This is a genomic window from Thermofilum pendens Hrk 5 (genome assembly GCF_000015225.1).
GTDB classification, from domain to species: Archaea; Thermoproteota; Thermoprotei; order Thermofilales; family Thermofilaceae; genus Thermofilum; species Thermofilum pendens.
Genome location: NC_008698.1, coordinates 831653 through 843936, shown reverse-complemented (window position 1 = coordinate 843936; position 12284 = coordinate 831653). Strand labels below are relative to the sequence as shown.

Annotated in this window: 10 protein-coding genes, 1 tRNA gene and 1 pseudogene; 2 read left to right on the top strand and 10 right to left on the bottom strand. The window is 58.3% G+C overall.

The features are described 5' to 3' along the window. Positions 1-8 precede the first annotated feature (8 nt). The 3 genes from acs to TPEN_RS04590 all read right to left on the bottom strand — a co-directional run bounded on the left by acs (position 9) and on the right by TPEN_RS04590 (position 3660). Positions 9-1925, bottom strand: a complete 1917-nt coding sequence (acs, locus tag TPEN_RS04600; protein ID WP_011752559.1) for an acetate--CoA ligase — start codon at positions 1923-1925, stop codon at positions 9-11. A gap of 107 nt (positions 1926-2032) precedes the next feature. After that, positions 2033-2125: transfer RNA gene (locus TPEN_RS04595), tRNA-Thr, on the bottom strand. Between the two features lie 98 nt (positions 2126-2223). Next, positions 2224-3660, bottom strand: a complete 1437-nt coding sequence (locus tag TPEN_RS04590; RefSeq protein WP_148677950.1) for a hypothetical protein — start codon at positions 3658-3660, stop codon at positions 2224-2226. 61 nt (positions 3661-3721) lie between these two features. Between TPEN_RS04590 and TPEN_RS09840 the strand changes: the two are divergent. Continuing rightward, positions 3722-3925: pseudogene (locus TPEN_RS09840) on the top strand (hypothetical protein). A 77-nt stretch (positions 3926-4002) separates the two neighbouring features. Here TPEN_RS09840 and mvk read toward each other — a convergent pair. Together mvk and TPEN_RS04580 are read right to left on the bottom strand one after the other, a co-directional pair. Further along, positions 4003-4971: a mevalonate kinase gene (gene mvk / locus TPEN_RS04585; protein WP_011752557.1), complete on the bottom strand. Its 969-nt coding sequence runs from the start codon at positions 4969-4971 to the stop codon at positions 4003-4005. A gap of 51 nt (positions 4972-5022) precedes the next feature. Continuing rightward, on the bottom strand, positions 5023-6405 hold the full coding sequence (locus TPEN_RS04580; RefSeq protein WP_011752556.1) for a TrpB-like pyridoxal phosphate-dependent enzyme: 1383 nt from the start codon (positions 6403-6405) through the stop codon (positions 5023-5025). Positions 6406-6485: 80 nt separating this feature from the next. Between TPEN_RS04580 and TPEN_RS04575 the strand changes: the two genes are divergently transcribed. After that, entirely contained in the window at positions 6486-7016 is a 531-nt protein-coding gene (locus TPEN_RS04575; RefSeq protein ID WP_011752555.1) for an ACT domain-containing protein, read from the top strand. Here the strand turns inward: TPEN_RS04575 and TPEN_RS04570 are convergent. Genes TPEN_RS04570 through TPEN_RS04550 form a run of 5 tightly spaced genes read right to left on the bottom strand, consistent with a single transcriptional unit; the run spans position 7013 to position 12268 of the window. Further along, a complete protein-coding gene (locus tag TPEN_RS04570) occupies positions 7013-7981 on the bottom strand; it encodes a phosphoesterase DHHA1 (protein ID WP_011752554.1) in 969 nt (322 codons plus the stop codon). The two genes, TPEN_RS04575 and TPEN_RS04570, sit on opposite strands and share 4 nt — an antisense overlap. Further along, complete coding sequence (locus TPEN_RS09980; protein WP_011752553.1) at positions 7978-8586, bottom strand: hypothetical protein; 609 nt, start codon at positions 8584-8586, stop codon at positions 7978-7980. Before TPEN_RS09980 ends, TPEN_RS04570 begins: the two co-directional genes overlap by 4 nt. Beyond that, on the bottom strand, positions 8583-9176 hold the full coding sequence (locus TPEN_RS04560; protein ID WP_011752552.1) for an ASCH domain-containing protein: 594 nt from the start codon (positions 9174-9176) through the stop codon (positions 8583-8585). Before TPEN_RS04560 ends, TPEN_RS09980 begins: the two co-directional genes overlap by 4 nt. A 26-nt stretch (positions 9177-9202) precedes the next feature. Next, positions 9203-11098, bottom strand: a complete 1896-nt coding sequence (locus TPEN_RS04555) for a DNA topoisomerase (protein WP_011752551.1) — start codon at positions 11096-11098, stop codon at positions 9203-9205. A gap of 6 nt (positions 11099-11104) precedes the next feature. Then, positions 11105-12268 carry a PhoH family protein gene (locus tag TPEN_RS04550; RefSeq protein ID WP_052885147.1) on the bottom strand — a complete coding sequence of 388 codons (1164 nt, stop codon included), beginning with the start codon at positions 12266-12268 and terminating at the stop codon, positions 11105-11107. Positions 12269-12284 lie beyond the last annotated feature (16 nt).

Genomic DNA, 12284 nt, shown 5'->3' with positions numbered 1-12284 from the left:
CCGGGTAGCTAGGCTATCCTCAGAGCCGCCTTCACTTCGTCGACGGCCGATGGGTCTTCTATCGTGGAGAGGTCCCCGAGGCTCGCCTCCCCTCTGACGAGCGCCTTCAAAACCCTCCTCATTATCTTGCCGCTCCTCGTCTTCGGAAGCTTCTTGACGAAGATTATCGCGGCAGGCCTCGCTATCGGACCTATGACCTCCGCGACGTGGTTGGAAAGCTCTTCCTCGAGCTTCACGCTCGGAGAGAAGCCTTCCTTGAGTACGACGAAGGCGACAGGTACCTCTCCCTTTACGGGGTCCGGTTTCCCGACGACCGCGGCTTCGCTTACGGCCGGGTGCTCGACGAGTGCGCTTTCAAGCTCCATGGTTCCTATCCTGTGGGCGGCTACCTTTAAGACCTCGTCGGCCCTGCCGAGGATCCAGAAGTAGCCGTCCTCGTCCTTCATGGCGTAGTCCCCGGGGAAGTAGTACCCGTCGAACCTGCCCCAGTACGTTTTAACGTACCTCTCCGGGTCGCCCCAGACGCCTAGCAACATGCCCGGCCACGGGCGCTTGATCACCAGGTAGCCCTGCACGCCTGGCTTCGCGGGGTTCCCGTTGTCGTCCACTACGTCGGCGTCTACGCCCGGTAGGGGCAGGGTAGCCGAGCCCGGCTTGAGTGGTACGAGCTCTATGCCCGCCGCAGGCGATATCATGAAGCCGCCCGTCTCCGTCTGCCACCAGGTGTCGATTATCGGGCACCTGCCCTTCCCGACTACCTTGAAGTACCATTCCCACGCTTCGGGGTTTATAGGCTCCCCGACGCTCCCGAGTATCCTGAGGCTCGACAGGTCGTGCTTCTCGACCCAGTGCGAGCCGTAGCGCATGAACATCCTAATGGCAGTTGGAGACGTGTAGAAGACGGTGACCCCGTGCCTCTCGATGATGCTCCACCACCTGTCCGGGGCCGGGTAGTCCGGGGCACCCTCGTACATAAGCGTGGTTAAGCCGTGCAGGAGCGGGCCAAAGACGACGTAGCTGTGCCCCGTAATCCACCCTATGTCTGCCGTGCACCACCAGATGTCCTCGTCGTTCGGGTTGAAAGCCCACTTGAGCGTCCAGTATACCCACACAAGGTAGCCACCCGTGCTGTGGTAGATGCCTTTAGGCGTACCCGTAGTTCCGGAGGTGTAGAGTATGAAGAGCGGGTGGTTGGAGTCGAGCCTCTCCGGCTCTACGTAGGTGTTCCTGCCTATACCCTCCAGGGCCTCGTGGTACCAGTAGTCGCGGCCCTCCTGCATCGCGACGTCTACCCCCGCGTGCCTCACTACGAGGACACTCTCCACGCTCAGGGCCTGCTCTAGGGACTTGTCCGCTATATCCTTCAGCCTCACGACCCTCCCCCTCCTCCAGAAGCCGTCGGCGGTTACCAAGAGCTTCGCCCCAGAGTCGTTGAGCCTCTTGGCGAGAGAGTCGCTCGAGAATCCCGAGAATATCACCGTGAAGGGGGCCCCTATCCTGGCGGCAGCGAGCATGAAGATCGGGAGCTCCGGGATCATGGGAAGGTAGAGGGCGACCCTATCCCCCTTCTTGACCCCGAAGTTCTTTAGAAGGGCCGCTACCCTGTTTACCTCTACGTAGAGGTCCCTGTACGAGTACTTCTTCACCGAGCCGTCCTCCCCCTCCCATATCAGCGCTACCTTGTTCTTCCTCCAGGTCTTCACGTGCCTGTCCAGGGCGTTGTAGCTAGCATTGATCCTTCCCCCCACGAACCACCTGTAGAAAGGCTTCTCCCCATCGTCTAGGACCTTATCCCAGATCTTGTACCACTCCAGCGCCCTTGCATGCTCGTCCCAGAAGGACTCGGGATCCTCAAGCGCTTTTCTCCGCATCTCGTCTAGCTTCGCCGTTAAAACCCTCCTCTCCTCGACCGGGAGTACACCCATAGCCTATCGCCAAAACCCCGCTAGACAACAGGCTAAATCCATGACTCGTGATAGATAATGACAAATGAGAGTACCCCGGAGGGTACGTTCAAAGAGAACATGACGCATGGAGCCCCGGCCGGGGATTGAACCCGGGACCTCCGCCTTTCCAGCCAGGGCTAGTTACCAGAGCGGCGCTCTTCCAACTGAGCTACCGGGGCTACCCTCTATTCACAGGTTGAGAATTATAAACTTTGCTTCGCGCGCTTGCCTAACGCGAGGAGGGGGCTGGGCGCCTGTTCCCTGCCGGTCTTACTCTTTAGTCTTCTGTCCCCAGTTTTTCGAGGCGTTCTACGAGGCTTTGCGCCTTGGGGTATCGCTCGGCCTTGTACTTCGTGAAGGCGAGGAGTGTTATACGCAGTGCTTCGTCGTGACAGGCATGCTCCATCAAAGAAGCATGAGTGACCTGGTAGTACTCCCTGCCACCCATTCGAACCACTCGGACGTCCCAGCCTTGAGCGCGTGCCTCCTCCACCCAGCCCGAAGGCACAGCTTCGACTGCGATTCTAGCGTAGACGTGGTTCCTCGTAGAGATGTAGACAAGGTGTAGCTGCGCCCCTGCCACCTCGGCGTAGAACGGGTTATTTCTTTGGCCGTCCTTCTTACCTCTCTTCTGCGGCAATCCGTAGCCGACGAAGAGGAAGTGTTTAATCTTTGGACACTTAGTTACCAGCGAGACAAAGCGCACGTACTCGCTAGCTCTCTCCACGGCTAAGCGGGCATTAGCTATAGCGCTTTCCGCCGGCAAGTAGATGTCTTCATGTCCAACCTTGAAGAAGAGCACCCGAAGCTTTAGGAAGAATTCGAGCTCGCCGTCCCCCAGGAAGGCGGTCGTCAGCGCCACCGAGTCACCGTTAAGCTCCTTACACCTCTCGACGAGCTGACGAAACTCTGCACGTTTAACCTCGCCGATGAGCTCGGAGGCCCAGCCCAGCTCCTCCTCGTAACCGTCAACGCGCGCCTGCCACTGGATGCTCAGCCTAGTACTGCCGAGAATGCCCGCCGTGACGCCGAGCCTGACTTCTCCCGGGAAGCTGGCGAGCGTCGCTGGCAACTGCCAGCTCTGCGTTGTGCTGAAATGTACGTCGCTGATGCGCCCGTGCGGCGGAGTGACATCTGTGAGAAGCCACCCTTTCTGCAGGCTTCTGAGAACATCGCTCGGAGTATTCACTAGAACCTTGGGAAACTCCGATTCAACCCAGAAGCCTTCCAGTGGTACGCGCACCCTCCAGCTCTTCGCGTTGGGCCTCGAGACAGTTACGTACCAGTTTTCGCCGGGCACGTAAACGTGCCAGACTCTGCCGTGTCTCTCAACTTTGAGGCCGTCTTCGGTAGCGTCGACGATTGCTTGTAGCCTATCGCGTAGCTCTACGACAGCGCTTCCCTCTCTCGGCTTGCTGTCGTCGTTCAGTAGAAGGTACTTCCTCGCGTCGATGTCTATGAAGCGGTGAAACCTCGGGTAGACTTCGTCCGGCACGACGCTGTACCCGTTTATGAGGAACCTAGTGAAGTCCCAGTCAACCTCGCTCACAGTGTCATACAGGCCGCGGTAGTGTATCTCGCCCTTCTTCCCGCCCCTGGCTTTCCTCTTATCCTCTGTTCTGGTGGCGTAGAGGCTTAAAGCCGCACGCCTCCAAACCTCCTCCCTAACAACCTTCTCGACCTCTTCATTCCTCATCATCTTCTCTCCAACCATACTTAACCTTTCCTTAAATGGTGGAGGGGGCGCCCCTGCGAGGGCGCGCTCGAGGGTTACCGTGCGGGCGATAAGCGCCCCCTCGCGTATCCTGGCGAGCACTCTTAAGGGCGACGAGCTGTACGAGGCGCGCCTCGTCGAAGCGTTAGACGCGATCAAGGGTTCCTCGCCTCCGTGGGAAGCGCCCCGCAGGTCGAAGAGGACGAAAAACTGGAGAGAGCTGGAGAAGGACATCAAAGAGCTCAGGGGGCTAGGGCTAGCGTAAAATCTCGCGCTTGGCACTTTCCCCGATGGCTTTCTCTTTTCAGCCCTACGCGTTAAGCGTTTTGCCAGCGCGCTTGGTTACAGTGGTTCTTTCCTCACGCCTTCGGAGGATATCTCGACGGAGAAGATCCTCGGGCTTAGCTGTCGAAGAGCCTCGACTACCTCCTTCTCTTTCTCCGCCGTTACTAGGGCTACGATGAAGCCTCCCCCGCCCGCGCCAGTCAGCTTCGACCCAAGCGCCCCGGCGCGCCTAGCCGTGTATACGAGTTTCTCGAGTTCCAGCGTGGAGACCCCTATCGCTGAGAGGAATCCGTGGTTCACGTTCATGAGCCTTCCCAGAGACTCGTAGTCTCCTTCTTCGAGGCGCCTCGCCGCTTCCACCACGAGGCGGCCCGCCGCGTGGTACAGTGGTTCCAGCACGGAGGGGTACGTGTTTTTCAGCTCCAGCACTCTCTTGACCATTTCCCCGGTGTTCCTGGGCACGCCGCTATCAGCTAGGACGAGCCTTACACCGTTAAGCTCGGCTTTAAGGGGTATGAAGCCCTCCCCCTTCCTGTACGCTATGACGCCTCCGTACGTCGCAACAGTATTGTCGATGCCGCTCGGCTTCCCGTGGACGACCTTCTCAGCCTCGAAGGCTATCCTGGAAACCTCCTTGAGGTCCGGCTCCTCGCCGAACGCCCTGAAAGTCGCATGCGTAGTTGCAACGGCAACTGCAGCGGAGGAGCCCATACCGCTCCCGGGCGGTATCTCAGAGTCCACGGTTACCTTAACTCCGGACTTCCTGCCCAGCGACTCCATAGCTGTGTAGGCGGCGATCGCTATGGAGAGCATTTTACCGCTCCACGCCCCGCGCTCCGCGAACCGGTACTCTTCGAGCAAGCCGAGGTTCTTGGAGTACACCAGTATCCCGTCGGTGTCCGCGGGCTCAACGGTGACATGTGCCCTCAGAGAGATAGCCGCCGCGATTGCCGGTTGCCCCTCAACGACGAAGTGCTCGCCGAAGAGTATCACTTTGGCGGGTGCGCTCGAGCGCGTCGCTTGCATAAGCTTCAACTCTACGGTGAGAAAGAACAGAAAAAACTTTCGCGTTCTAGGCTAGGGCTGTATGCCCCGCGCGAGTAGGTACTCCTTGATCTTCGCGATGGACTTCTGTATCGCCTCGGCGGGGTACTCGTGCGCCGGTAATCGTCCCTCGAGGAACTCCCTGTAGGCGGCGAGATCCAAGAGCCCGTGCCCGCTCAGGTTGAAGAGTATGACCTTTTCCTCGCCCTTCCTCTTAGCCTCTAGGGCCTCGTCGATGACCGCCTTTATGGCGTGGGCGCTCTCAGGAGCAGGCACTATGCCCTCCGTCCGGGCGAAGAGCCTCGCCGCCTCGAAGACTTCCACCTGGTTGTAGGCAACGCTCTCGAAGATCCCCGCTTTTTTGAGAAGGCTTAGGGTTGGAGCCGCGCCGTGGTAACGTAGTCCGCCGGCGTGAATCGGCGGTGGCACGAAGTCGTGTCCCAGCGTGTACATCTTTAGGAGCGGTGTAAGCCTCGCCGTGTCGCCGAAGTCGTACATGTACTCTCCCTTGGTCATGGAGGGGCAGGACGCAGGCTCCACGGCGAGGAACCTCGTCTTCTTCGGTGCCTTCCCGCTACGCACCAGGTAGTAGAAGGGGTACGATATTCCCGCGAAGTTGCTCCCACCGCCCACACAGCCTATCACTATGTCGGGGAACTCGTCGAGCGCCTGCATCTGCTTGATGGCTTCGAGCCCTATGATCGTCTGGTGGAGCAGCACGTGGTTTAGCACGCTACCCAGGCTGTACTTCGTGTCCTCGTGCTCTATTGCGTCTTCCAGCGCCTCGCTGATCGCTATACCGAGAGAGCCGGGGTGCTCGGGGTCCTTCTCGAGGAAAGCCCTGCCCGCCTTAGTCCTGTTACTGGGGCTCGGGACGACCTCGGCGCCCCAAGTCTGCATCAGTATAGCCCTGTAGGGCTTCTGCTGGTAGCTCACCCTCACCATGTACACCGTAAGCTTGAGCCCGAACAGCATGGTCGCGAACGATAAAGCGCTTCCCCACTGCCCAGCCCCGGTCTCCGTCGTGAGGCGCGCCACGCCTTCGCGCGCGTTGTAGTACGCCTGCGCGACAGCCGTGTTCGGCTTATGGCTCCCTGGGGGCGATACCCCTTCGTACTTGTAGTAGATCCTCGCAGGGGTCCTGAGGGCTTTCTCCAGCCTGGTGGCCCTGATGAGGGGGGTAGGCCTCCATATCCTGTACACCTCGAGTACCTCTTCGGGTATCGGGATAAACCTCTCCTGCGATACCTCCTGCCTGATAAGCTCCTTGGGGAATATGGGTTCAAGGTCTTCTGGCGAGACGGGCTTCCCGGTTGCGGGGTTCAGCGGTGGCGGTAGGGGCTCGGGCAGGTCTGGTAGTATATTGTACCACTCCCTCGGTAGCTCCTCTTCGTCTAGGAAGTATTTTTTGCTCATAACTCGTCAAAAATGATCATAATGGTATATAAATATTGCGTTTTTCCCAATTTTATTCACATATCACGTTTTAATACACGATGTCCATTTTTGTACACGTGGAGGGGGGCTTTTGGAGAAGGGTTAGTGAAGTCGTGAAGTCGGAGAAAAGGATGAACGTAGTTAGGCTACTGTTGAAGTACGGGATCAGCGTAAGGGAAGACGGGCTGTACATCGGGGACAAAGTGAAAGTCACCGTGAGCTCCGTGGCGGAAGAAGCTCAGGTCGATAGGAGGATTGTGCTGGAGACTCTTAAACGCATACTCTCGGACAGCTACCTGAGGGAGTTCTTCTACAACCTGAGGCCCGCGGGACCCTCGCTGGTATCCGTTGCACGCGTGCTTGGCTACCGGTGCTTAGTGGTCGAGATACACGAGGATAGGCCCGGGATACTCGCGTGGGTAGCGTCCGCCCTCGCCGAGAAGGGCATAAATATCCTCCAGGTGGTGGCGGAGGACCCGAACATATACAGGGAGCCTAAACTCTACGTCGTAGTCTCCAAGCCCGTTCCCGGGGAAGTGATAGAGAAGATACTGCAACACCCGGCGGTTAAACGTGTAACTCTAAGTTAGCCAGTTTCTAGTGCACGTACGATCTCCGCGAGAACTTTCTCGGCGTAGGTCCCGGGAACCTTGAAGGATGCAGCGCCTGCGTGGCCGCCGCCCGACCCCCCGTATCGCGATGCCACATCCCATGCAGTCTTCGACGGGTTCCCCTTTGCCCCGGGAGGTGCTCTCAGCGTTAGGAGTGCCGCCTCGCCGACCCTGCTGAGAATCAACGCGATCCTCCCCTCCTCGCTGGCGATGATGGATGCCAGCATGCCGGCGAAGCCGTATACCCTCTTGTCCCTCATATCCACGGCTACAACCTTCTCGGAGCGGTAGACTACCCTGAGGCGCGCCTCCCTAAGGAGGTCCTGAAACACCTTCTCCGCTTCACTTGCGGCCTTTGCTACTTCGTCGGGGACTACTACCCTCTCGGTGATCCAGGCTCTGAGTATCCTTCTCCTTATCTGCTCGTCCCGCACGCGGTACCCGAGGACCAGGCTTAGAACCTCGACGTAGTGGAAGAGCGGGTCCTCCCGTGCTACGCTCACAGCCCTGTCGGCAACCTCTCCTATCGTGATTATCTTCTCGAAGAAGGCGGGGTCCGGGACTCTGTCCAGGAAGCTCCTAGCTATAGTCGACGCCGACGCGGCCTCTGCCAGCATGGCTTCCACCCCGATCCTCTTCAGCTCCTCGACCCGCTCAATGGTAGAAGGGTGGTGGTCGATCCAAGTCACCCTCTTCGACGCCACAAGCTTGCCGAGCTCCGCGCTGAGCCTCGGCCACACGTCCGCGTCTATCGCTAGGTCAACTATGTAGATGCCCTCCGCTCGGGGATCCACGCGGGCTAGGTCTTTGTCCAGCTCGTAGGGCTGTGAGAAGTAAAACCTCAGCTCCGCGTCCTTCTCCGCGTGCTTCAACGCGGCGGCAACCGTGGCTGTAGCGGAGAGCCCATCAAGGTCCCCGTGGAGTACAAAGGCGTAGATCCTCATATCCTCTCCATCTCTCCCATCTCTTTGTCCAGGACTTCCGCGACGTTGCAGAGAAATACGGGGAAGAGCTCCTTCTCCGCCGTAAGCACAGGGAAAGACGACGACACGCGGTAGCCGGCCAGCAGGAAGCGGCGCCGCGCCTCTTCTCCCTCCGCGACGGAGCCTACCGGGACCTTCACTCGAAGCTGTACCCTTACCAAGAAGGAGGACACAATTGTGCAGCGCACGTCTACCCGTACGCGCCCCTCCCCTAACACCCTCCTTGTTTCGACAGAGTTGCCCGAGGCTTCGGCTAGCCAGCCGCGCTTTTCGAGAGCGTGGAGCAGGCCTCCAACGCTGAGCCCGGGCCGTAGCACTGTGCATTCCTCCGACAACTCTCCGAGAAGCCTCGAAAGCTCCGATAAGAGAGGGGCCAGCTCAGACCTTCCCACAGTCTTCGTGAACTCGTGGTTCCTCCTAGCCATTCCGAGGAGGCTTCCCAGTTGCTCGATGCGCGGGCAGATTTCCGCCAGGTGTCTCGAGACTTTCAGCGCTACTTCGTAGCCTTCACCGGAGGCTACGATCTCTAGGGAAAGCTCGTCGCACGGGTCGTAGTCGCGGTTCAAACCTCTACACCCCTCTTTCTCAGCTCTTCCACGGCTTTAGCAAGTATTATCTTCACCTTGTTTTCGTCCACTCCGAGCTTTCTCGCCGCGTCCTTGACGTCGCCCGAGAGAGCGACCCTAGCGAGAACCTGCCTGGCGAGCTTCTCGTTCAACACTCCGTGCGCCAGCGCTAGTTGCGCTATTCTGGAGGCTCTCTCGAAGTCTATGTCTCTCTGCAACGCTTCGAGCGGGAGCGGGCTGGAGAACCTGTTCACGTCTTCAAGGAATATTATTGTCACCCACTCGTCGTCCTTGAGGTCCGGGTATATCTCCTTCAGGGCCTTCTTCAAATCCTCCTTATCCGCAAAGCCGTCCCGGACGGCGTCGTCGCTGTTTAGCTCACTTACCTTGGTATACCTGACGGACTTCACTCTAGCCGTGCCGTATATCTTCCCATCGCTCTCCAGGAAAACCTCGTCCCTCGTAGGCGTGACGATCCCCCTTCTTATCGTCGTTACCTTCTCGCCGCTGAGCAACATATCGATATACTTCGCTTTGAACCTCAAAGTCCTTCCTAGCTTCCTGTTGAACGTATTTGCGTGCTCCGACACCAGGCTCTCCCCTATAGACCGCGTATCTACTTTTTACCTTTACGGTGTGTACGCGTGGAGCGCGAACGTTCTTCGCCCACTGAGCCTGCTCGAGCTTGCTGCTTTTCGTCCTGGAAGACCATTTTCAGCCCCTCTACTATCTTCTTGGAGACGTAGTCTATGCGCTCGACTAGGCGGTCGTAGTACTCCAGGAACTCGCTACGCATCTCGTTTACGACTTCCTCGGGGGTTCTCTCGCCAGTAGCTATCTTCGAGAGTGAGGCTTCCATCTTGCCGCGCACCTCTGGTAGTACGAGCTCCGGGACGGTCTCGTAGAGCGCCAGGGCGAGAGTCCTGCCTAGAGGCGTGGGTATGCACCGCTTGTTCTTAACTACGAAGTATCTCCTCTCTATGTTGGTGTGTATGTGCTCCTGCATTGTGGCATCCGTACCAATGCCGTACTTCTTCATCAGGGCGAGTAGCTCAGACTCGCTGAGGTAGGGTGGAGGCTGGGTGGTTCTCGCCTCGATTTTTGCATCCTCGACTTCGACTTCCTCTCCTTCCACGACGTACGGCAAGGGCTCGTCCTTCGGGACGGAGTACTTGTAGACGTTGTAGAAACCAGCATAGACCAGCTTTCGGCCCTCCGACTGCAGGGAGAGCTCCCCCACCTTCACGACTACCCTCTGCCTCTCGACTACTGCGTTCTCGCTGATCGTTGCTAGGAAGTGCCTGACGACGTACTCGTAGACTTTCCACGCCTTCTCGCCGAACCTTCTGGTTATCTCCTCGCGGGACGCGCTCCTCGTCGGGTAGATGGGCGGGTGGGCTTTGTCGTCTTCCCGTCCCCGCGTCGGCGTGAAGCCTTTTGCAAGCACCTTGGCTACGTACCAGCCGGCGTCCTCCCACCTGGTGAACATGGACGCTATTCCGCGCAGGTTAAGCGTCGGCGGGTAGATTGTGGTCTCGGTTCTCGGGTAGGATATGTAGCCGAAGGAGTAAAGCTTCTCCGCTATCGAGAGAGTTTCCTTGGGCCTGAGGTTCAAGAAAAGGCTCGCCCTGCTCTCGAGGTACACCGTGTTCAGAGGAACGGGGGGCTCCACCTCTACCGCGTTGAACTCCGCTGATACAACGACCCCCACGCCGGTCCTCTTAACGCTATCGAGAGCACTCTTCGCTTTCTCCTGGTCTTCGAACGTGGCGGAGGCCGTGAACACGCCTTCCTGGCTCCTAAACCTGACCCTCAAGACGTAGTACTTCTTCTTCTTGAACTGCTCCCTTTCGAGCTCCCTCTTAACCACCAGGTAGAGGACCGGCGTCTGGCATGGCCCGTAGCTCAGGAAGCTACCCCTCGGCATTACCCCGCCGTTCCTCCTAGCCGAGAGAGTGAGTATACGCGTGAAGCTCGCACCTATCGTGAGGTCTACAACCATCCTAGCAAAAGCCTTGTTCGCCAGGTTCTCGTTCGGCTCCCTCAGCTTCCTGAAAGCCTCCAGTATATCGCTTTTAGTCACCGCGCTGAACCACGCTCTACGGAACTCGAGCTCCGGGTTCACGCTCTTCATTATCCTCATCACTTCGAAGGCTATCGCCTCGCCCTCGACGTCCGCGTCAAGCGCGAGTATCACTGTCGACGTCTGCCGGGCCAGAGTCTTCAAGGCTCTGACGTAGATGTACGCGCCTTCCCGAGTGACGAGCACGGGGTTCGTGAAGAAGAGTACCCGGGGGTCGACGCTCTCCCACTTGTTATACTCCTCGGGGAAGTCGAAGTCAAGTATGTGCCCGCTCACGCCTATGGATAGGTGCTTTCCTCCCTCCCAGAGGAACTCGTAGGCAGGCACCCTCTCGACGCGGAACCTCCGGACGCTACTCCCGCCTAGGAAGCTGGCTATTGCACGCGCAACAGAGTTTTTCTCTGCTACTATGACTGCCTTGTAGCTCATTACCCATTACTTCCTCTTTGCTCCTCGCTGCTCGGTCTTCTCGGCGTGCTTCCCCCTGACCCCGAGCCCCAGAAGCCTCCGTACAGCGGCGTCCAAGAACCTGATGTAGGACCCTTGTTTGCCTACGAATGCTCCGTACTCGTCGGGATTTACGTATACGGCGAGCTCCGAGCCCTCTATCTCTACGCTCGTGATATGCTTCCTGATCCACCCCACTGGGTGTATTGCCTTCACTATCTCCCCGAGATCCTGCGTCAACTCGACAGCCCTTATCTGGACCCCCGCCTCCTCCTGGGCCTTGTTTATCCTTTCGCCCTTCTTCCCTATAAGCCTGCTCAGGGTATTCTCCTTCGCGACCGCCAGGACATCGGGGGCTGTGTGCGCGCCGAACTTTTCCTTCAGGTCTTTTAGCCAGACCACGGTCACCACGTCGGCGTCAGGGGCATGGCTTTGAAGTATCGCTTTCACCTTCTCCTCCTCTTCGCTGAGGGCCCTGCGCCTCAACCTTGACTCGAGCGCCAGCTTGAAGCCTCTCTTGGAGCCGGGCCTCACTATGTCGTTTATACCCATGTTTATAACGAGGGACCTCTCCTCCCCGAGGAGCAACTCCCGGGCTATAGCGGCAGTGTTTCTCGTCTTTCCTTCGAGCGCCTGGAGTATGGGGTCACCAGCTATTACGAGCTTGGAGTTCTTCCCGGTTCTAATGATGCACTCCGTCACGAGGTCGGGCGAGGCGTACTGGACGTCGTCCAGGAAGACCAGGCTGTTGTCGAAAGTCCTACCTGCGAGGAAGTCCGGGTCGACGAACACCACCTTTCTCTGGTCGAACATCTCCCTAAGCTCCTTCAGGTCTACGTAGTCGCCGGCCACGTCTTCCACGTAGGAGGAGGCTATCTCGAAGAAGAGGTTACCCATCTCGCTGGAGTCGAGTACCTTAGACCTGGAGAGGCTTACTAGAGGCTTTACGACCACCATCCTCTTGTACTTCCCGCTCCGAACCGCAGAGAGGCCGTAGAGGAGCACGACGAAGCTTTTCCCCGTACCGCTGGGACCGAAGACCCCCACTAGGTCCACGTCCGGGCTTTCGAGAGCTCCCAGCAACATCTTCTGCTTCTCAGTAGCAGGTGTAAACGGAAGCGACATTGCAACCCCCTTAACCACTTCACCCATCTTTTTATTTACTTTA